Below are 21,335 nucleotides of genomic sequence, written 5' to 3'. Positions count from 1 at the left end.
GATCCTGCAGCCCCCAAGCATAAAAAATTCTGTATGAAAAAGATCCTGGTGCTTACCGATTTTTCTGAAAATGCGGCGCATGCCGTTCATTACGCGCTGCGCCTTGCTCCGTTTTGGCAAATAGAGGAACTGGCACTGCTGCATGTATACGAGCCCCCGGTTCTTTTGAGGTCAGACCCTCCGGGCAGCATTGGCATTGAAGGTACAACAGGGCTTATGGATTATACACTGATGACCGAACAGGCCGCAGTGCTGAAGGAAAGTGGCCTGGAAAAAATGAGCGCCCTTGAGGCACAGCTGGCAGCCCGCTATCCAATGGTAACCATTACCACCCTGGTTATGGAAGGTTTTTTGGGAGATGCCGCCAATGAGCTGTCAGAAAAAGAGGGGTACGATCTTGTAGTGATGGGTATTACCGGAAAATCAGGACTCGAAAAAATACTCATCGGTAGCAATGCGATAAAAGCCATTGAAAGCTTGCACCAGCCGCTGCTGATTGTTCCTCCCAAACCGGCAAATACCGTTCCCGACAAAATAGCACTGGCATCGGACCTGGAGCTTTTGAGCGCGTCAACCATCGGGCACCTGGAACAATTAATGACCAACCTGCCGGTTAAGGAGCTGCAGATGGTTACCATTAATAAAAATCCTGCGGATGCGGCCAACCAGGAAAAAGTAAGTGCGCTAAAAGCCCAGCTGCACCGGATGAATCCAGTGGTGCATTTTGTGGAGGCGTCACATATAGAAGCCGGCCTTGAAAGTTTTGTAACCGGGCATCATATCTCGCTTCTGGCATTTGTGCATCATGAGCGCAGTTTTTTGGGACAGTTATTCCATAAAAGCATTAGTAAACAGATCGCATGGAATACCACCATACCCGTTTTGCGGTTAAGGGATGAATAGGGCTTATAGCGTCAATGAATAAAAAATGAAACACTCAATGAAAAATGCAGAAGCCGGTCCGGTTAGGCAGGGTTTAAGTTTATACGGAACAGAGATAAAAAATTGAACAGACCGGTTATAAAAGTCACAAATTCATCCTCTCCTCAGTACCAGGCTGATAATGGCGCTGATCTCTGCCGCACGGTTCCATACCATCATATGGGTACCTCCTTTTATTATATAATCCGGCCTCATGTTTTTTACTGGCAGGATGCGGTCCTTGTCTCCATGAATATGCACTACATTTTTAAAATCAGCCGTATTTCTCCAGTTCACGATCTTATCGAAGGACCATTTTACATAGTTGAGGTTTGCCGTTTTGCGATAGGTATTTGCAAATTCCCGTTCATCGGCGGTATAAGCCCCCAGCCTTCTGTTGGCGATCCTGAAGGCTATGCTACTTTGCTGTATCCTTTTTATGGGGACTATGTGGTTTAAGCCGAGCTGGCCTGCAAACCGCATATACCAGGGCAGTTCTGACCGGTATTTTACGCTGGATAAAAGGATTACCTGCCGGATACTTTTGAACCCTGCAATTTCGAGGGCCAGCATACCACCAAACGAAATGCCCGCCAGTACGGCGTTTTCTTCTTTAATTCTCATGGCCATCCGCCGCGCGTAGGCATTAAAGGTTTCACCAGGTTCAGGATCCAGCCAATTCAGGAAACAGAGGTGGACATTGTCCAGGGACAGGTTGCCGTAAATACGCTCATCAACCCCAAAACCCGGTATGCAATAAAGGTTCAATGACTTTTTGTTTTCAGCTATCAGATCTCAGAATCCAGACATCATATCGAGTATGAAACCCTATCAGGATCCTACGTAAAACTTTAAACCTTAAACTTTAAACGCTTCCTCCCCGCTAATCCAATCCAAACATTCCCTTGTTGAGCTGTTTCAGCAGGTGCAGTTTTTCGTCGGCCGCCACCAGGAGCGATATATTATGCTGGCTTCCACCATAAGACACCATACGAATGGGCACGTTGCGGATGGAGCCAAACAATTTTTTGATAATTTCTTCCGTTTCATTGATCCGGTACCCCACTACAGAAACAATCGTCTGGTCCCTGTCTATGGATACGGTGCCCAATACTTCCAGCTCTTTTATGATTTGCTCCAGGTGCTCGGCATTGTCAATTGTAAGTGAAACAGCTACTTCGGATGTAGTGATCATATCAATCGAGGTCTTGTATTTTTCAAACACCTCAAATACTTTTCTTAAGAAGCCATAGGCCAGCAGCATCCGGCTGCTTTTTATGCGGATGGCGTAAATATTATCTTTTGCCGCTACTGCTTTTACCCCGGCGCCCGAAGGTTCCTGGGTAATAAGGGTGCCTTTTGCTCCCGGCTCCATTGTATTGAGCAGTTTCACCGGTATCTTGTACTGCTGTGCAGGCCATATTGACGCAGGGTGCAGGATTTTTGCACCAAAATAGGCCAGTTCTGCCGCTTCCTCAAAGCTGAGCTGTTCTACCGGCTTTGTAGTGCCCACAACCCGGGGATCGTTGTTATGCATGCCGTCAATATCCGTCCAGATTTCACAAACAGATGCGCTGATTGCCGCTGCAATCAATGAAGCGGTGTAGTCGCTGCCGCCTCGTTTCAGGTTATCGACCTCGCCCCGCGCATTGCGGCAGATATAGCCCTGTGTTACCAGGATCTTCTTATCGGTATGTTGATTCAGCAGCTGCGTTAACTTGATGCGGATGCTGCCGATCTGCGGTTCTTCATTTTCATCGATACTCATAAACTCCAATGCCGGCAGCAGGGCATAGGCTTCGCCCTGCTCTTCAAGATAAACAGAGAATATTTTTGTAGAAAGCAATTCTCCCTGCGCAAGAATATCCTTGCTCAGCGCTTCGCTAAAAGATATCTTTAAGATGATATTTAAAAACTCAAAATGTTCGTCAACAATGGCCTGTGCTTTTTTCAGCGCTGTTTCGGAAGACAACAGTTCCTTTATAAATTGATTGTAATGATCCTGCAGGTTGTTGATGGTTTGCTGGGCAGTATGCCGGTCGCCCCGGGCAATAGCATTCCCGATTTCAACCAGTGCGTTTGTCGTACCGGAAAGTGCGGAAAGCACTACTACGGCAGTTTCATTTTGATTTTGTAAAAGCGATGCAATATGTTTCATCCGCTCTGGTTTACCAACACTGGTACCTCCAAATTTCATTACCTTCATGGCTCTTCTTATTTATTTCTTTTTACTGTTTGGTTTTGTTACTGCTTCTTCCAAGTCCTTTTGCCCGGTCGCAAATTTCGCAAAAAATCGCCAGTTAGCAGCATCCTTTAAAATATTACACCTAGTTTTTCTCCAAGCGCTTTCAGATCTGCTGCTACCACGGGCAGCAGCGGAATGCCGGCTGTCCGTCGCTCTGCCTCGATTTCCCGCTCGGGATCGCCGGGAATCAATACCCGTTCCTGTCCGCTGATTGTATCCGCATTGCGGAACCCGCTGATCCAGTCATCCATATCCCGCTTGTACTCCGCCACCGTCCGGAAGGCATCCACACGCATGGCGCCAAAAAAATGCCCGATTCCCTTTCCCGGCTGCCGGAGCGGCATCGGCACATAAGCCGGAAACGGGGGCACCCAGGGAGCATAATTGGCTCCGCTTAATAATGCCGAAAAAATATCGACCACTGCACCCAATGCATAGCCTTTATGGCTGCCATGCTCCCGGTCTCCGCCAAGCGGCAGTAAGGCGCCTCCATTTTTAAGGATACCTGCATCTGTGGTGTCCCGGCCTTGCGCGTCCTGTACCCAACCCGTAGGGGCTGCCTCATTTTTGCGCTGTAATATTTCCAGCTTTCCATTTGCCGCGGTGGTGGTGGCCAGGTCTGCTACAAACGCCGGTTCATTGCCGGCAGGAGCCGCCACACAGATGGGATTGGTACCCAGCATTTTTGATGTGGAGAATGTAGGCGCTACCAGTGGGCTGGCATTGGTCATGGAAATACCGATCATATCATGCTCCAGCGCCCTCATAGCATGGGCCGCGGCTATGCCGTAGTGGTTGCTGTGCTGAACGCTTACCCAACCAGTGCCTACCTGCCGCGCTTTTTCAATGGCCAGTTCCATGGCATAGGGTGCTACTACCAGCCCCAGGCCACTGTCGCCATCCACCACCGCAGTGGAAGGCGTTTCATGCAACACTTTTATCTGGGGCGTTGCGTTTACCCGGCCGGCCTCCCATAGCCGTACATACCCGGTAAGACGGGCAACGCCGTGAGAGTCCACACCGCGCAAATCTGCGGAGAGCAGTACGGTTGCCGCAGTTGCAGCATCTGTATCGGGACAACCTATCTTCTTAAAAATCCGGATGGTAAAATCGAGTAATTGCTGATAAGCAAATGTGGTATCCTGCATGATCACAAAGTAACAATAAAGAAGCGGAAAAATAAATTAGCCGGAAGGCGGAAAAACGGGGAAGGTCTTTTTTGGGTTATTCCTTACTTACCGTGTTACCGCCTTACCGGCTATCAGAATTTTTTAAAACGGGAGATCATCTGCGGCATCCCCACCCGCGGGCACCGCACTGGCCGTGCCTGTATTATAACTGCTGTTGGCAACCGGCACACCACCCTCGCCCTTTGCGCCCAGCAGCTGCACTTCCCGCACCCGCAGCGACAGCACGGCGCCATTGGTGCCGTCTGCACGGGTAAAACTTCTTACTTCCGGGTTTCCTTCGGCATACACCTGTTTTCCCTTGGTAAGATATTGGGATATGGCAGTACGGTCCGTCCACCAGGCGCAGTCTACCCAGGTGGTCTTTTCCTGGTTATTGCCCTGAGCATCGCGAAACCGTTCCGTATGGGCCACCGTAAAATTGATAACGCTTTTCCCATTCACATTATTTACCACACAATCCTTTCCCAGGTTCCCGATAATCTGCATCTTTAACATAGTGCTCAAATTTTGATTTAGTAAAAATAATTTAGCAAGATAGTATTTTCAGACAGAATCACCTAAAATTTTACCAAACCGCGATAATCTCCGTAAACAATGATTTACAGCACTTTACAACCCTTTCTTTCAAAGAAAAAAGCAGGCGGCGCTACCCCCGCCATCCCCATATCCTAATTGCAGAATCTTCATTTATCTTTGCAAATTAATATTATGAGCAAGAAAGGAAAAGTTTTAGTGGCCATGAGCGGTGGCATTGACAGTACGGTGGCTGCACTGATGCTGAACGATCAGGGCTATGAAGTGATCGGCATTACCATGAAAACATGGGATTATACCGGTAGCGGCGGCGGAAAAAAGGAGACGGGCTGCTGCAATGTGGATAGCTTTAATGATGCCCGTATGGCGGCCGTTCAGCATGGTTTCCCCCATTTTATTTTAGATATCCGCGAGGAGTTTGGCGATTTTGTGGTGAATGATTTCGTAGAAGAATACCTGGCCGGGCGCACACCAAACCCCTGTGTACTGTGTAATACCCATATTAAATGGCGGGCTTTGCTAAAAAGGGCCGATGCCCTGGGATGCGATTTTATTGCTACCGGTCACTATGCAAAAGTGCGCCGGCACGATAATGGCCGTTATGTGATCAGCAAGGCGGTGGACCATACCAAGGACCAAAGCTATGTGCTTTGGGGGGTGGATCAGGCATTGCTGGCCCGCACTATTTTGCCCCTGGGTGGTTTTCATAAAACAGAGATCCGGCAAATGGCGATGGACTACGGCTATCCCGAGTTAGCCAAAAAAAGCGAAAGTTATGAGATCTGCTTTGTTCCGGACAATGACTACCGCGGTTTCTTAAAAAGACGGGTTGAAGGTTTGGAAGAGCGCGTTAATGGTGGTAATTTCATCGACAAAAACGGAAAAGTGCTGGGCAAACACAAAGGATATCCCTTTTATACCATCGGGCAGCGGAAGGGACTTGATATTGCACTGGGGCGGCCGGTATTTGTAACGGAGATTAACCCCGGTGACAATACGGTTGTTTTAGGCGAGGAAGAGGATCTGGAAAAGAATGAAATGCTGGTAACCCGGATCAATTATATCAAATACGACACTTTAACCCCAGGGATGGAAGCCGTTACAAAAATCCGTTATAAAGACGCCGGAACCCTGTCCAACCTGTACATGGAGGGTGATGCAGTGAAGGTTTCTTTTTACCAGGACGCCAAGGGGGTAGCCCCGGGGCAAAGTGCGGTATTTTATGAAGGCGATGATGTAATTGGCGGGGGCATTATCCAGGCCGGAAGAAAACTTCCTTTACCCGTTATCTGAAATATAACAATCCAAACGTGCAATGAGCAAATTGTATAACCTGCTGTTTTTACTCCTGACCATACTTTTTTTTTCCTGCGGGGAAAAGAATGCAGATTTTACTCCTGCATCCCGGGTTAGCGATTATTTGCCGGTACAGATTGGCAAGTTTATTACGTACCGCATCGATTCTACCGTATTTGTGAAAAGCGGCAGCAAGATGGAGGTACACTCATACCAGGTAATGCACCGTATTGTTGATACTTCCCGGGACAACCTGCAACGCCTCACCTATATTGTACAACGCAGTATCCGCAATGCGGATGGCAGCAGCAGCTGGGCAAACAACGGACAGTATTATATTACCCCTCTTGAAAGCAGTATTGAAGTGGTTGAAGACAACCTGCGTGTTGTAAAAATCAGCAGCCCCATGTTAACGGGCAGCGCATGGAAGGGCAATGCCTATCTTCCGCTGGGGCCTTATGAAGCTGTTTTTGGTACCCAGGCAGGCAAGGAAATGAATACCTGGAAGTTTAAATACACAAGCCGGGGAGATACTTCCATTGAAGGACAGCAATACAAGGATGTGTGGAGCATCGAACAGTCCAACTCCATCACCAACCTTCCCCCTCCTCCTACAAATCCGGGTTACGGTTCCATGGAAGTTTCATCAGAAAAGTACGCCAGGGGAATTGGCCTGGTTTACCGCAATTGCCAGATCTACGATTTTCAGCCGGGATATGGCGATAATGGCTATCAACCCACGTACGCCGGGTTTGGCATTACGATGTGGATGATCGATCATAACTAGGCGCCTGGGCCAATATTTAAAACCGGACGCTGTTATACAAATTGTATGCAATGAAAAATTATATTTTCCTGTTTCTTGCCATTATCTTTGAAGCCATTGCTACCTCTATGCTGAAAACATCAGAACAGTTTACCAAGCTGGCTCCAAGCATTGTTACTATAGTTTGTTATGCCGGTGCTTTTTACTTCCTAAGCCTTACTTTAAAAACAATACCTGTGGGCATTGCCTATGCCATCTGGTCTGCCGTTGGCATTGTTTTGATCACAATTGTGGGAATGCTGGTCTTTAAGCAAATACCCGACCTTCCTGCTATTATCGGGCTCCTGTTTATTATTGCCGGGGTAATGATTATCAATATTTTTTCGAAGACCGCCGGACGCTGACCGGGAGCCTGTTAGCTGCGGCAAAATTGAAGATGGGGAAGCCGCCGTTCTCTCCCTGAAAAGGGAGATCCGGGAAGAGCTGAACCTTGAGCTGCATACAGACGACCTGACCTATTTTGGTTATATTACCGCCCCTGCCTACGGGGAGGCACCTCATATACAGGACTGCTTTCTTTATACGCTCCGGGAAACGGTTCAACCCGGAAACGAGATCCTGGCAATAGCCTATTTTGATGAGGAAACCTATAAGAAAGAGCCGGCACAGGTTCCGGGTGTTTTACAACTATTTGCACAATTAAAACAGAACAGGCAGCATGATACCGGCAGTTATGATTAAATTACGCCTGAAAAAACGTTTGCCAATTGAAATCACAGATCCTCCTTTTGCTTCTTCTCCTGACAGGTACCGGGATTCGTGCCCAGCATCAGGGCTATAAAGTAGTAGCCTATTATTCCGGCGACAGTGCCACCTTACGGCAGTATGATCTTAAGAAGATCACACACCTGATTTACGGTTTTGCTCACCTGGATAGTACCGGCCGCCTAGCCATATTCCGGCGCAAGGACACTGCGGTTCTCCGTGCCTTCAAAACCATAAAAAAGCAGTACCCGCATATCCGTACGCTGATTGCTCTGGGAGGATGGGGTGGCTGCAAACCCTGCTCCGGAACATTTGGCCATGCAGACAGCACTGCATTGTTTTCTGTTTCCGTAAAAAAATTCCTGCATGCATTTGAGCTGGATGGCATTGACCTGGACTGGGAATATCCCGCCCTGCCCGGTGTTCCGGGGCATCCATTTTCCCCGGCAGACCGGCCCGATTTTACCCGGCTGGTGCTCAGCCTCCGGAAGGAACTGGGCAAACAAAAACTCGTAACCTTTGCGGCCGGAGGTTTCCTCAAATACCTGGACCAATCCGTTGAATGGGCCAAAGTTGAAAAGGCGGTCGATTTTGTTAACCTGATGACCTATGACCTGGTGCATGGCTATTCTGAACGTACCGGTCACCAGTCATCGCTTTATTCTGCGCTGCCGGGAGAAGAATCTGTAGACCGGTGTGTGCAATTCTTCAGATCCATCAATTTTCCGCTGCACAAGATCATCGCAGGCGTTCCGTTTTATGTACGGAGTTTCCAGGTAGATACTGCAGCCAATAACGGGCTTTTTCAGCCTGCCCGGTTCCTGTACATGCGTGGCTACCGGTTTAATACCGATTCACTGACCGCTGCAAACGGCTTTCAACGATATTGGGACGACCGGGCCAAAGTGCCCTATTGGTTCAATCCTGCACGCGGGGTCTTTATAACAGGCGATGATCCCCAATCACTCCGGTACAAAACAGCTTATATAAGGCAGCACCATTTGGGTGGCATTATGTTCTGGGAGCTGTTCTACGATACTTTCCGGAACGGACTGCTCGATCAGCTGCAATTTTAGCCCGGCTTGTTGCCCGGTACCGCATACCCGTCCGGCATCCAGCGTTCAGCTTTTAGCCGCTGACGGCCGATAGCCAATAGCGCCGGATATCCCTGCCATTAATTGGCAGAGGGGGCACTAATCTTCCCGCACGGCCTGAATTACTTTTGATATCCGCTCTGTGCCGTTTTTATCTACCTGAACGATGCGTACAAACAGCTTTCCGCTATTTATATTTTTGAAAATATCTTTCTTGCTGCAGGAGTACAACAGGGCACATGCCATAACCACGGCTATCGCCGTCACATACCTGCAGCGCCCCCCCACCACACTCAGCAACAGCAATCCTGCCCCCAGGCTTGCCGCAGTAAGCGGTATAGCGCTGTCATATTCCAATGCCCTGTCGCTATTGCCATAGGCTGTCCTGCTCTGTATGGTTTGTACTGTTCTCCAGTTTTTACCATCCGCAGAAAGCTGTACTAAAAAATGATCGTTATCCGTTTCCGTTTCGGTAGTCCAGCTTACCAGCAGCCGGTCACCTTTTATAACAGCACTGAAGGCGCCAAGGGTGACCGGTAAAGCTCCCCCCTGGAACTCGTAAGCGCCCATATCAATGGCCGGCCCCATCAACCGGGGCTGGCCGGCAAGGTCTTTGGTATTGGCCGTTAACCCGGAAAACAGGCTGTTGTTGCCAGCACCGATTGCAGGTGAAGCGGCCAACAAGGTGTAATCTCCGGTAGCGTAATCGCGAAAAATATGGACAAGCGTAATGCCCGAAGCATTGATATTACCGGGTCCGATGCCCTTATTATCCTCCACTAAAGAATACCGGGCAGTATACCCGGTCACCAACTCATCACCGCCATCAAGATAGCGTATATAAACATTACCATAAACAATGGAATTTGTAAAATGAAATTCGCCGTTGCCGGGATTGATATAAATTGCATTGGGCGTATTACCGGCAATAGTAACATTTGTAAACCAGCACTCTCCCTGGGCATTGTGCAAAGCCGAGCCATCATTTACACGCGGGCTGCTGTTATCCGTTATCTGAACATTGACAGCTGTTACGGATGACCGATCAGTATTAAACATTGCGGCACCATACTGGGCCCTATTTTCCGTTATTAGTGTATTGCTAAAGGAAGGCGCAGCATTGCTATTACCTACCCCTCCGCCAAATCCGCCATTGTTATTTTTTATAACCAGGTTCCTATAGACAGGAGACACATTACGGTTGTATATTCCGCCTGCACTACTACTATGATAGCCGTTTGTTATGGTGAAGCCATCTAATATGGAAGCCGTTGTTAAACCATTATCATCGTTCCAGATAACGGGGCTCGAATTTCGCCCATCTAAAACAGACCCGTCAACAGAAGCCGATGGGAGAATGCGGTTATCCTCCAGTCTTTCGATCCCATTATTTGGATCAAACCCGCCATAAACCGCAACCTGGTTTCGCATCACAAAGCTATTGGCTCCAACGGGATAAGACCCAATAGCCACAAACACGTTTTTTACGTTGTTGCAATTGATAGCCGCCTGTAAATCGTTGGTTGCGTTGTCCCAACTGCTGCCATCAGCAGCACCGGAAGTTGCTGGCTTTACATACACCACACCATTGATGTCTGGCACCGGGTTAAACTCATACGCACCAATATCGATGGCCATACCTGTAAGCCGGGGATTGCCGGCTAAATCCTTACTCCGGGAATTTAGCCCGTTGTATAATGTGCCGTTGCCCGCATTAACGGCGGTTGACGTGAACTTTAGTGTATAAATTCCGTTGACGGGGTTGGTGAACACATCTGCCGGGGCCGGGCTATCCGTTCTGATCAACGATGCGTTTACTGCAAAATTCGCAAAATTACCACTCAGCGGCCCGCAAACCAGGGAATTATTTACCGTGACACCACCCGAAACCAGGGCGATTGCATTTGTATTACCTGCAATGGTTATATTGATGAGTACCGCGGTTCCTCCATTTTGAACAATGCCCACCGCATTGTTATTGGTAATACCAACATTGGTGAGCACCGGCGAAGCATTGGAATTGTAAATGCCACTGGTATTATTACACGTAATCAGTAAGTTGCTGAGCGTGGGCGAGGTGCCGGCATTGTAAATACTACCTTGGTTATTCCCGGCCGCATTGGTTATCGTAAAACCATCTAATATGGCCGATGCTGTTACGTCATTATTAACATTCCAAATTACAGGGCGGGTGTTTCCTCCATTTAACACAGAACCCAGATTACCTCCGACACCAGGCATAATGCGGTTATCCGTCAAATCGTCTATATAATTTTGGGGGTCAAAACCTCCGTAAATCGCTACATTGTTTTTCATCATATAGCTGTCATCTTTCACCGTGTAGACGCCTTTGGCCACAAATACCATTTTGGAGCCCAATGCATTAATAGCTCCCTGAAGATCGGCAGTGGCATCATTCCAACTACTTCCGTCACCGGATCCGGTGGCTGCCTCCTTTACATAAACAATATGGTTGCCGTCCGGCGTTTGGGCCTGCAGCAGGGTGACTGCCAATAACAGGAACGGAAGGATAATTTTTTTATACATCTTTTTAGTTAATCATTAATCGGTCATCTCTTCTGCAATCGCAGGCACTGCAGCAAACCGTAAGCTTACTCCTGCACCGCCCGGATCACTTTTGAAATCCGTTCCGTGCCGTTTTTATCTACCTGCACAATGCGTACGAACAGCTTTCCGTTGTCCATGTTTTTAAATACATCCCTTTTGCTGCAGGAGTAGGACAAGACGCACAGTACCCCCAGCGCCATTGCAAGGTTATACTGGCGGCGGCCGGCCATTACACTCAGCAAGAGCAAGCCGGCGCCCAGGCTTAATGCGGTAAGCGGTACAGTGCTATCATACTCCAATGCCCTATCGCTGTTGCCATAGGCCGCCTTGCTCTGTACCATCTGCACTGTTTTCCAGCTCCAGCCATCGGTGGAAAGCTGTACTAAAAAATGATCGTTATTCGTTTCCGTTTCGGTAGTCCAGCTTACCAGCAGCTGGCCGTCCTTTACCACAGCGCTAAAGGCGCCAAATGTCACCGGTAAGACGCTCCCCCCGAACTCGTAAGCGCCCATATCAATAGCCGAACCCATCACCCGGGAATTGCCGGCAAGGTCTTTGGTATCCTGGTCCAGGGGTCCAAATAAAGCATCGCTACCTTTATTAATAACCGGGGCAGTGGAAAGCAGGGTATAATCGCCCAGACCAGGAGCGTTAAACAATTGTGCCTGTCCAATGCCTCCCGGGTCTATATTACCGTTATCGGTATTGCTGCTGCCTTCTATGAACGAATTTTTGGCGGTATAAATACTTTTACCGTTAAATGCACCAAAAACAATTGAGTTAATAAAGTTTATATTGCCGTCTACAGAATAAAAAGACGTTTCCCCAAAAACCGTGTAATTACGTGCGATAGTGCAATTGATAAACGTGGGCGCATTGCTTCCTGATGCAATGATGCCCTGTGTATTGTCTGCTACAAGCGTATTGATAAAGGTGGTAGACGAGTTGATATTTTCAATACCTCCGCCGGCATTAGCAGCGATATTTTTTGTAATCACCAGGTTGGTAAATTTTTGCGAAACAGTGGCATAGTTGGTGATGCCCGCGCCATTATGTGCCGAATAGTTGTGGGTGATCAGCGCACCATTCATTGTGGTGGCTGCCGAGGAATAATTGAGGATTCCCCCACCCTGGTGCGTGGCCGAATCTTTTACAAAGGCCGTATTCGTGAGCACCGGCCCTGAAAAGAGATGATTCAGCATACCACCGCCGTTGTAAGCCGCATTGGCCCTGAAAACCACGTTGTTGATGGTTGGTGAAGCATGCTCATTGCGCATGCCACCGCCACCGTCATAAAGTCCCACAATGCCATTATAACCGCCTGTGATCGTAAAACCATCCAGCACTGCCGTACCGTTCATTGCAGTAGCAGCCGTAAACACATTCCAGATCACGGGTCGTTCATGCTTGCCATTTAATATGGAGCCCGTAACACCTGAAGTGTCCATCATGATCCTGTTATCCGCCAGTGTTCTGATATTGTGATCGGGATCAAACCCGCCGTAAACAGCCACGCCGTTTTTCATGATAAAACTTTTGGGAGAAGGCACATTGTAGTTACCAACCGCCACAAATACTTTTTGTGTACCCGCGGCATCGATGGCACCCTGTAAATCGCTGGTGGCATCATCCCAGCTGGTACCATCACCATTACCGGTGGCAACCGGTTTTACATATACAATAGCTGCCGCCCCAGGAGTATAGGCACTCTCGTACGAGCCCATATCGATGATGCCGGCGCTGGCATAGTGGTACACCCTTGCATTACCGGCAAGGTCTTTTGACCCCGCATTTAAACCGGCATACAAATCGTTATTGCCTTTATTGATGGCGGGAGAAGCGCTTAACAGCCGATAGTCTCCATTGGCCGGATTGGAAAACAACGGATCGGAACCCACTAAATTCGCAGGGTCTGCCGAATTATAAACCTGCGCAATACTATTCTTTAGCACCGCAGAGCCTCCATATATATCGGCGCCAGGCGTAGTTGCACTGCCGCCTGTGGTGTTGGCCCATATAATGCTGTTATTAATTTTTACAGAACCGGCCAATATATATACGCCCCCACCAGAAGCAGCCGCATTGTTACCAATGGTTACATTGGTCAGCAACGGCACAGCCGCACCGTAATTGGCTGTGTAAATACCACCGCCCCGACCCGATGCGGCGGTGGCGCTGTTGTTTACAATTAATGCATTCCTAAGCTGCACACTTGTGGTTGCCGATGGGCCGCTGCCGATGGTTATGCCGCCGCCAAAATAACTTTCGGCGCTGTTATTGCGAACGATGATCTCACTCATTTCGGAAGCTGCATTATAGGCGTACAGACCGCCGCCTTGCGAGGCGTTATTTCCTTCTATGATCACCCGGCTGATTTTTGGAGCGCCGTCGGATATATACAAACCGCCGCCCTCATACCGGCCTACTGCACTTCCGTTCACTATAATGACGCCGCCGGAGATGACATTCGCATTTCCACCGGTAACCGTAAATCCATCCAGCGCCGCCGTGCCCATATCCCCCACGGCCATCACAACATGGTAAGCATTATTGCCAATCGTGTTGTCGCCATCCACATCACCGTTTAATGTCGTAATGGCGGTAGCGGGGCTGGATGTTGTAGCTCCCCCGACCACATCGGGGTCAAAGCCCCCATAAACTTTTACATTTTTCACCAGTACAAACGCACTATACCTGTTGTCGGCCGCGGTTGTCCCGCTCAGGTCATCGGCCCGGTACAGCGGCTTGTAATTACCTTTGGCCACCCATATTTCCTTAATATTGGTATTGGTTTTAGCGGCTTTTAACGCATCGGCCAGTTCTGAGGTGGCAGACGACCAGCTGCTTCCGTTGCCTCCGGCATTCTTTTTTACGTACACGATACCATTGGCATCGGGGGTTTGTGCTGCTGCAGAAAAATGGGACAGGATAATTAACGCAATTAAGCATTTGCGAAAAATAAAAGTTCTGTTCATTTGAGGGGGTGCTGTTTTGTTGCCCTTCAAAGTAAATCAGTGCAGCCCATTAACAGTCCAAACGAAGCGTCACAAAAACGTCACAACAGAAAACAGTACTGATAACTAATAAGTTACGACAATCTCATTAAATAGTTGATGCAGGGGTTCTAAATTGTTGCCACCAGTTCTTCCGAATTAAAGGTTTCTGGAAGGTTCAGTTTTTTTCGGATACGGTACCAGTTGGTACGGATACTTTGGGTAGAAACCCCCAGGGCAGCCGCCATTTCCCGGGTTGAAAAGCGGAGTTTTGCCAGCGTAAGATAGCGGATCTCGGCGGGCGATATTTCGGGGTATTTTTCCCGCAGCCGGTGCAGGAAGCCGGAATGCACTTGCTCAAAAAGCATTTTGAACTGTACCCAGTCGCTATCGGTTAAAATAGTTGCCTGCTGCAATTGCTGTAGCAAACTGTTATCGGTTCCCGGATTTTTTTCGAGCTGCTCCTTTAAATCGGCAACCAGCTTCGATTTTTCCTGTACCTGCGCGGCAAAGTCGTTGAGCTTTAGCTCAGACAATTTCAGATGATGGGCTGCCCGCTCCAGCCGGGCACGCAGCAACACCTGCCGGTTCCGGAAGATAAGCGCCGACAGCAGGAAGAGCACCACCAGCGAAAGAATGATCATGTTGCGCATCCGCCGCTGTTGCTCATGCGCCAACTCCTTTTTTTGAAGCATCATCTTTGACTGCAGCAATGCCAGCTGACCCGATGCCATTTCTACCTGGAGTGTATTGTATTTCTGATCCCTGATCTTTTCGGCGTGGTGCAGGCTGTCGGCATACAATAATGACGTTCTATAATCGTTACGGGCAAGGTAATACCGGTAGCCTACTTCGTAATAATTTAGCCGGGCCAGTTCCAGCAATTGCTGGTTCCCAAAGGTGCTGGTCTTTGTCCGTGGCAACAGCTGCCGGGTAAGCTGCAGGTAATAAAACGCATTGTCCAGGGACCCCAGCCTGATATAGTTTTTTGAAAGATTCAAAGCAGCATTCTGCTGCAGATCCGGAAAATCGCTGTTACTGTTGATCCGGTAGTCTTCTAAAAAGTAACCAAGCGCTTTTTGATATTTGCCTTTCAGGTATAACACCTCCCCTATATTCCCGGCGCTCAGCCCCATCCACAGGCTGTCCCTGTACCCACCTGCTTTTTTATAGGCCATATCCAGGTACCGGTGCGCGCTGTCCAGCTCATTTAGCTTGAGGTACGACATTCCCAGTGTATTATAACGCTGTATATCCAGGTTATCGTTGTACTTAGGCAGCTTTATCGACTCCTTCATATACAGGATCGCCTTTTCATATTCCCGGAAAAAGAAATAATCCAGTGCAAAATCATGCAGGTACTTTCCTATTTTGGGCACCTGTGCATATCCTAACTTTTTAAAAATTTCCGCAGCGGCCAGCAGGTTTTCAAAAGCGGGTGCATATTGTTCACTGGCAAACTGGATCTGACCCATCGCCACCAGGCAATCTCCCACGTGAAGCAGGTCATTCTTCCGCTGGTAGGTCTCCTGCGATTTTTTAATCAGCTCTATTTTAGTATAGCTGTTCTGTTCTTTAAAAATGGGGATACCGTTTATTAAATATTCCGCTTCGCTGAGCAATAAAGCGTCCTTTTCTTTCTCGGCAAAGAATTTAACCTGGCGGAGGAAGGGTTCGAACCGGGGCGTATTTACGATATTTTTCAGTTCTATATACCCGCATACAAAGCGGACACGCCCGGGTGGAGAAAGAGGTGTCAGCAACGTTTCAAGATCCTGCGCCCGGCAGCACGCAAAAAGGAACAGGTGAAAGAAGAGGAAAGAAAAGAGGAACTTAAAAGTTATTGTTGGTTGCACGCGGGTGAAGATACATATTTATTATTGTGCATTACATCAATTACCTTGTACCGCTATACTGCTATCCCTCATCCTGATTTTGCGAAAAAATATACTGCGATAATGATCAAAACAGCAATAACAACAGCGGTGGCTATTTTTGATACTGATAAAGGCCTGGTACCACTGATTGCACCGGTTTGGCCGTTGATGATAAATTGGTAGGTTTTTCCCTTAAACAGGTACTGGCAAAGCCAAACCGGCAGCACAACCTGTTTAAACGTTTCTCCCGAATAATCGGTCTGTACCCGCAGATCACGATAAGTATCTTCGGCGAGCCGCGAAATGGCTTCCTGTTCTATTTTCCGGTCCATGATTGTTCGCGCCAGCCGGTAAGTTTCAGACAGGTCCTTATCATAAGCCCGGGCATTCCAGCCCAGCAGGTACTCCTCATCAAATACGATCACATCATCTAACCGGTAGGGGTATATATCATTGATCCGGTCCTGGGGAATGGCATTATTGCCACACACCAGCACATCATCAAACAAAAGCTCAAAAGTGCCGGTGCGCCAGGTCCAGTTGGTATGCCGCACCTGCTCCGTAACCTCTTCCCCATTGGCATTCCGTCTTCGCACGGTTTCATAATAATACCGGCCGGAGTAACCGCTCCAGTCATTACCGGTTTGGCAATCGAAGGTCCAGAAGGGTACATAATGTCCTTCCAGCTTGTCGGTCAGCGAAAGCTTTTTCAGATCACCATCGTTCCAGAAGCCTTTACCAATCCATTGCGCAAACCGGTCCAGCGCATCCTGTTTTGATATCTTAAACGGGATGATGCCCGCGGGGCTAATGCTACGGGTGGTGTAGGCCGTGGGGTTCACCACATTGTTACCACAATTGCGGCATTCAAAAAAAGCCACATCGCCGGGTTCCTGTGTTTCCTGCCCGCATTTGCTGCACCGGTATACTACCACCTGTACCGGTTCTATGGGGATTGTTTCCGCATCCTTAAAAATGCTGATATTGCGTTCTTCGATCACCTCCGTGCTTTTCTGGATGGCGAATACCGCACCGCAGTGCAGACATTTTAAACTGCTTTTTGCCGCATCATAATTCAGCTCTGATCCGCAGTTAGGACAGGGATATTCTTCAAACGCCTGCATAAAATAGTTTGATTACAGCCGGGCCAGGATTTCTTTTTTCTTTTCGGCAAACTCTTCTTCGGTGATGATCCCCTGTGTTTTCAGCTCTCCAAGCTGCTTTAAAACATCCATCAGGTTTGTTTTATTTTCAGCGGCAGGTTGTTGCGGCTGCGTTGCCTGGCTCATCAGGTTGGTGAGCACCACGCCAGCGCCCACGCCGCCCATATTACCGGCTGCGTCGTTATTGGAAAGATTTTCCAACGCAATCCCTCCCTGCATCTGGTTAAACTCGTTCAGGTTACCTTTCAGGATGTTGAGTTCGGTTTTCTTATCGAGGATCTTCTCTACTTCCTCCGGCAAGGAAATATTCTCAATAAAAAACTTCTCCAGTGAAAGGCCATAGCTATCAAGCTCTTTCTGAAACTCCGGCTTCAACTGCTCGCCCAGTGCCTGGTAATTGGCCGCCAGCTCCAGTATAGAGATCTTTGCCTTGGCCAATACTTCTGCAAAGCGGCTGGAAAGGATCCCCTGCAAAACCTCTTCCACTCCTTCTGCACGCACGAAAGGGTTGGTGCCGGCAAATTCGGTAATGAATTTCTTTGCATCCGCAATACGGATGGCAAAATTACCAAATGCCTTCAGGCGTACCTGCCCCAGCTCCGCATCACGGATCAGCACAGGGCCGGAAGTGCCCCATTTCAGATCTGCAAACTGGCGGGTATTAACAAAATAAATATCAACTTTGAACGGCGATTCAAACCCATACTTCCAGGATTTTAAGGTGGTGGTAATGGGCATGTTGCTGGTAGAGAGCGTATGCAGACCAGGCTGATACAGATCGCCAAACTCCCCTTCATTCATTAACACGACCAGCTGGCTTTCCCTGACGGTTAATTTTGCCCCATTCTTTATATTGTTTCCCTTATCCTGGAATTTCCAGATCAGGGTGTTATTGGAGGTGTCTACCCATTCAATAACTTCAATGAATTCATTTTTAATAAAGTCAAATAGTCCCATGAGGTTTGTGTTTTTATACATTGAAATTAAGGGAAAATGATGACAGAAATGCCGAACTTTTATTGGGGATACCATTTAAATTAAGGAGGTAAAGCTTTATAAGCCCGCCCCCCTACCGTTTTTGTTTGAACAGCCATGCCGGCAATGCATCATCGGAAAGAAAAGGACCGGAAATACCGTTGCCTTAGCGATTTTATGATTGCCACAGATGCACTGATTGCGCCTGCGGCGCCCGCCCTCTGCGCTATTTTGGGTATCTGTTAAAGCTGCCAGACCTGTGCATGTACGGCTTTAAGGAAGCGACTTTGATTTACAAATACCCTGTCAGGAGTTCTTCTTTTTTCTGCAGTAACGCCCCAAACATTGTGTCGGCCTTCAGTTCATACCCTTTCAGCACCTGCTGTTCTTTTACCTGCCATCCCTGCTGCTGCAGCCATGTTACCTGGTCTTCATTTTCGGCACGGAATACCGAGCAGGTTATATAAAGTAAAAAGCCACCGGGCTTTACCGACCTTGTTACATGGGTCAGGATCCTGCGCTGCAATGCCGCATAGGTTTTTATTTCATCCACATTAAAATAATGCAGCCGTTCCGGTGTACGGCTCCAGGTGCCGCTTCCCGAACAGGGCAGGTCTGCTATTACCAGATCAAAGCGTTCGCGGGAAAGCTGTCCATCCGGTTTTGCAGCATCCGCAACCAGGGCCCGGAAGTTTTTTATCCCGGCCTCATGAAACCGTTTTTTTAAATTGGCAATCATGGAGGGCCGTATATCGGAAACGGTTAGCGTTATGGTGCCCAGTACATCGGCCGCCAGGATCGATTTTCCACCGCTGGCCGCACAACAATCCCAAACCCTACTCACCGGTTGTAAGTCTCTTGCGGTCTTCAGTATTTTAAAGAGGCTGCTTATTTTTTGGGAACTCAGGTCCTGGATCACTACTTCCGAATTGACAGAAAGCGCCTCGCTGACCTTTGCAGTATTGGGCAGCCTCAATGCATCGCCCTCTTTTTCAAAAGGAAGAGCCGCCAGCGCCAGCTTTTTAACTACCTGCTCTTCATTCCCCGGGCGGATGCGCAGGAACAGGTCCGGCTGCACCCAAAAAGAATGTTCAAAAGCGACCGGATCCATCTGCAGGCTGAGCTGGTCTTTCCAGGGGAAAACGGTTCCGGAAAAGGTTTCCGGTACCTTGTAAATGGTAAACAAGGCATACCATGGAGCGGCAATCTCGTTTGAAGAAAGGCGCAATCCCAGTAAAACCCGTTGTTCAAAAGAGAGGTCTGCAAAATCCTTTCCCAGCCGGTAATAAGCATAGCATAGCTGCGCCACCTGCTTACGATCCTTGCCACCATATTTTTTCTCCCGCGAAAAATAATTTTTAAGAAAATGCGCCAGGGGCTCATTGCCTTTATAATCGCCAATGATCTTTACAGCGCTATTCAGGTAAGAGTAGAAGCGGCCGGGCACTTTTTCCGTACTACCAGGTATAGATGATTCTGCCGTCAATGCAACTGTTTAAAACCGGAGCGGCCTGTCTACATATCCGTAAACAGGCCGCTCCCGTATGGTGATGGATTATAATTCCAGTAAAGTTTTTATCGGATCCTGCTGTATCAGCAGCAGCGTTGGATTCTCCAGCAATTCTTTTACCCGTACCAGGAAGCTTACGGACTCCCGCCCATCCACGATCCGGTGGTCATAGCTTAAGGCGATGTACATCATAGGGCGGATCACTACCTGTCCGTTTTCGGCAATGGGGCGTTCCACGATATTGTGCATGCCGAGGATGGCGCTCTGCGGCAGGTTGATGATAGGGGTACTGATCAGTGAACCAAACACACCGCCGTTGGTAATGGTAAACGTGCCACCGGTCAGGTCTTCTGCGGTTAACTTGCTGTCGCGCGCTTTCTTGGCAAGGTCCAGCACAGCCTTTTCTACCCCGGCCATACTCAGGCTCTCTACGTTGCGGATCACCGGAACGGTGAGCCCGCGCGGTGTACTTACCGCAATGCTGATGTCGGCATAATCATGAAAAAGGATCTGATCGCCATCAATATAGGCATTTACAGACGGCCATTCTGCAAGTGCTACGGCGCAAGCCTTGGCAAAAAAGCTCATAAAGCCCAGCCCAACGCCATGTGCTTCTTTGAACTTGTCTTTGTATTTGGCGCGGATATCCATAACCGGCTTCATGTTCACTTCGTTAAATGTGGTGAGCATGGCCGTGGTATTCTTTGCTTCCACCAGGCGGCGGCTGATGGTTTTACGCAGACTCGTCATTTTTTGCGCCCGCTCATTGCGGCTATACAATTCCCCACCGGCCACAAAGGCCTTCCTGCCCGGGTTTGCGAGGGCCGCCAGCACATCTTCTTTTACGATTTTTCCGGAAAAGCCGGAAGGTGTTACATCTTTCGGATTTACACCTTTATCAGCAATAATAGCGGAAGCCACCGGGGTTGCTTTGACCGATGGATCTGCAACTGCGGCCGGTTTTGTCTTTTCAGGGTCCGGCGCCGGTTTTTTTGCCTCATCGGGCACTTTATCGGCAGGCGCCTGCTCCGGGGCTGCTTCCGGTTTAGCGGCGGTGTCATCGATGGAGGCAATCGTATCCCCGATGTTGAGGGTATCGCCTTCGGCTGCATTTGTGGTGAGCAGCCCTGCTTTTTCCGCGTTCACTTCAAATGTGGCTTTTTCACTCTCCAGCTCTGCAATCACCTCATCGCGTTCTACATATTCCCCGGTATTCTTTACCCATTTTAAAAGGGTTACTTCACTAATCGACTCGCCTACAGTGGGAACTTTTATATCAATTGCCATAAAAAAAATGCTTTTTAAAAAGGTACGGCAAAGTACGGTAAAAAAACGTAAACTTCTACGTTCTGACCAGAGATTTGAGATTTGAGCTCCTGGCTTTGGGCTGAAGGCGCAATGCTGAATGCTGAACGCCGGTCGCAAAAAAATCACACAA

Annotated in this window: 17 protein-coding genes; 6 read left to right on the top strand and 11 right to left on the bottom strand. The window is 48.6% G+C overall.

Features of this window, described 5'->3' with window-relative positions; translation table 11 throughout:
• The first annotated feature begins 33 nt into the window (after positions 1-33).
• Complete coding sequence (locus GGU45_RS18940) at positions 34-903, top strand: universal stress protein (RefSeq protein WP_435227424.1); 870 nt, start codon at positions 34-36, stop codon at positions 901-903.
• A 132-nt stretch (positions 904-1,035) separates the two neighbouring features.
• Here GGU45_RS18940 and GGU45_RS18935 read toward each other — a convergent pair whose 3' ends face one another.
• From GGU45_RS18935 to GGU45_RS18920, 4 genes are all read right to left on the bottom strand, one after another.
• Positions 1,036-1,689, bottom strand: coding sequence for an alpha/beta fold hydrolase (locus tag GGU45_RS18935; protein WP_435227421.1), 654 nt, complete (start codon positions 1,687-1,689; stop codon positions 1,036-1,038).
• Between the two features lie 115 nt (positions 1,690-1,804).
• Positions 1,805-3,127, bottom strand: a complete 1,323-nt coding sequence (locus GGU45_RS18930) for an aspartate kinase (RefSeq protein WP_435227419.1) — start codon at positions 3,125-3,127, stop codon at positions 1,805-1,807.
• Positions 3,128-3,234: 107 nt separating this feature from the next.
• Complete coding sequence (locus GGU45_RS18925) at positions 3,235-4,314, bottom strand: Ldh family oxidoreductase (RefSeq protein ID WP_435227417.1); 1,080 nt, start codon at positions 4,312-4,314, stop codon at positions 3,235-3,237.
• A gap of 123 nt (positions 4,315-4,437) precedes the next feature.
• Positions 4,438-4,851 (bottom strand): single-stranded DNA-binding protein, encoded by a 414-nt coding sequence (locus tag GGU45_RS18920; protein ID WP_435227415.1) that lies wholly within the window; start codon positions 4,849-4,851, stop codon positions 4,438-4,440.
• 213 nt (positions 4,852-5,064) lie between these two features.
• Here GGU45_RS18920 and mnmA point away from each other — a divergent pair, with 213 nt between their 5' ends.
• Genes mnmA through GGU45_RS18895 form a run of 5 tightly spaced genes read left to right on the top strand, consistent with a single transcriptional unit; the run spans position 5,065 to position 8,793 of the window.
• Positions 5,065-6,183 (top strand): tRNA 2-thiouridine(34) synthase MnmA, encoded by a 1,119-nt coding sequence (gene mnmA / locus GGU45_RS18915; RefSeq protein ID WP_435227413.1) that lies wholly within the window; start codon positions 5,065-5,067, stop codon positions 6,181-6,183.
• Between the two features lie 22 nt (positions 6,184-6,205).
• Positions 6,206-6,973 carry a hypothetical protein gene (locus GGU45_RS18910; RefSeq protein WP_435227411.1) on the top strand — a complete coding sequence of 256 codons (768 nt, stop codon included), beginning with the start codon at positions 6,206-6,208 and terminating at the stop codon, positions 6,971-6,973.
• A 50-nt stretch (positions 6,974-7,023) separates the two neighbouring features.
• Complete coding sequence (locus tag GGU45_RS18905) at positions 7,024-7,356, top strand: DMT family transporter (RefSeq protein WP_435227409.1); 333 nt, start codon at positions 7,024-7,026, stop codon at positions 7,354-7,356.
• Positions 7,328-7,693: an NUDIX domain-containing protein gene (locus tag GGU45_RS18900; RefSeq protein WP_435227504.1), complete on the top strand. Its 366-nt coding sequence runs from the start codon at positions 7,328-7,330 to the stop codon at positions 7,691-7,693. Before GGU45_RS18905 ends, GGU45_RS18900 begins: the two co-directional genes overlap by 29 nt.
• A 26-nt stretch (positions 7,694-7,719) precedes the next feature.
• Positions 7,720-8,793 (top strand): glycoside hydrolase family 18 protein, encoded by a 1,074-nt coding sequence (locus tag GGU45_RS18895; RefSeq protein ID WP_435227407.1) that lies wholly within the window; start codon positions 7,720-7,722, stop codon positions 8,791-8,793.
• Positions 8,794-8,910: 117 nt separating this feature from the next.
• On the opposite strand, the gene GGU45_RS18890 is transcribed toward GGU45_RS18895, so the two are convergent.
• The 7 genes from GGU45_RS18890 to odhB all read right to left on the bottom strand — a co-directional run bounded on the left by GGU45_RS18890 (position 8,911) and on the right by odhB (position 21,184).
• Positions 8,911-11,358 (bottom strand): choice-of-anchor Q domain-containing protein, encoded by a 2,448-nt coding sequence (locus GGU45_RS18890; protein WP_435227405.1) that lies wholly within the window; start codon positions 11,356-11,358, stop codon positions 8,911-8,913.
• A gap of 65 nt (positions 11,359-11,423) precedes the next feature.
• A complete protein-coding gene (locus GGU45_RS18885) occupies positions 11,424-14,354 on the bottom strand; it encodes a choice-of-anchor Q domain-containing protein (RefSeq protein WP_435227403.1) in 2,931 nt (976 codons plus the stop codon).
• A gap of 149 nt (positions 14,355-14,503) precedes the next feature.
• On the bottom strand, positions 14,504-16,228 hold the full coding sequence (locus GGU45_RS18880) for a tetratricopeptide repeat protein (RefSeq protein ID WP_435227401.1): 1,725 nt from the start codon (positions 16,226-16,228) through the stop codon (positions 14,504-14,506).
• A gap of 68 nt (positions 16,229-16,296) precedes the next feature.
• Positions 16,297-17,373, bottom strand: coding sequence for a hypothetical protein (locus GGU45_RS18875; protein WP_435227400.1), 1,077 nt, complete (start codon positions 17,371-17,373; stop codon positions 16,297-16,299).
• A gap of 12 nt (positions 17,374-17,385) precedes the next feature.
• The gene (locus tag GGU45_RS18870; protein ID WP_435227398.1) at positions 17,386-18,369 is read right to left on the bottom strand and encodes an SPFH domain-containing protein; all 984 of its coding nucleotides are present in this window, start codon (positions 18,367-18,369) and stop codon (positions 17,386-17,388) included.
• A gap of 310 nt (positions 18,370-18,679) precedes the next feature.
• A complete protein-coding gene (locus GGU45_RS18865; protein WP_435227397.1) occupies positions 18,680-19,873 on the bottom strand; it encodes a methyltransferase domain-containing protein in 1,194 nt (397 codons plus the stop codon).
• Positions 19,874-19,942: 69 nt separating this feature from the next.
• Positions 19,943-21,184, bottom strand: coding sequence for a 2-oxoglutarate dehydrogenase complex dihydrolipoyllysine-residue succinyltransferase (gene odhB, locus GGU45_RS18860; protein WP_435227395.1), 1,242 nt, complete (start codon positions 21,182-21,184; stop codon positions 19,943-19,945).
• Between the last annotated feature and the right edge of the window lie 151 nt (positions 21,185-21,335).

The organism is Niabella hirudinis (assembly GCF_051201075.1).
In the GTDB taxonomy this organism is placed as follows: Bacteria; Bacteroidota; Bacteroidia; order Chitinophagales; family Chitinophagaceae; genus Niabella; species Niabella hirudinis.
Note: the sequence above shows the minus strand (reverse complement) of the source record. Positions and strands in the feature narration are given on the sequence as shown.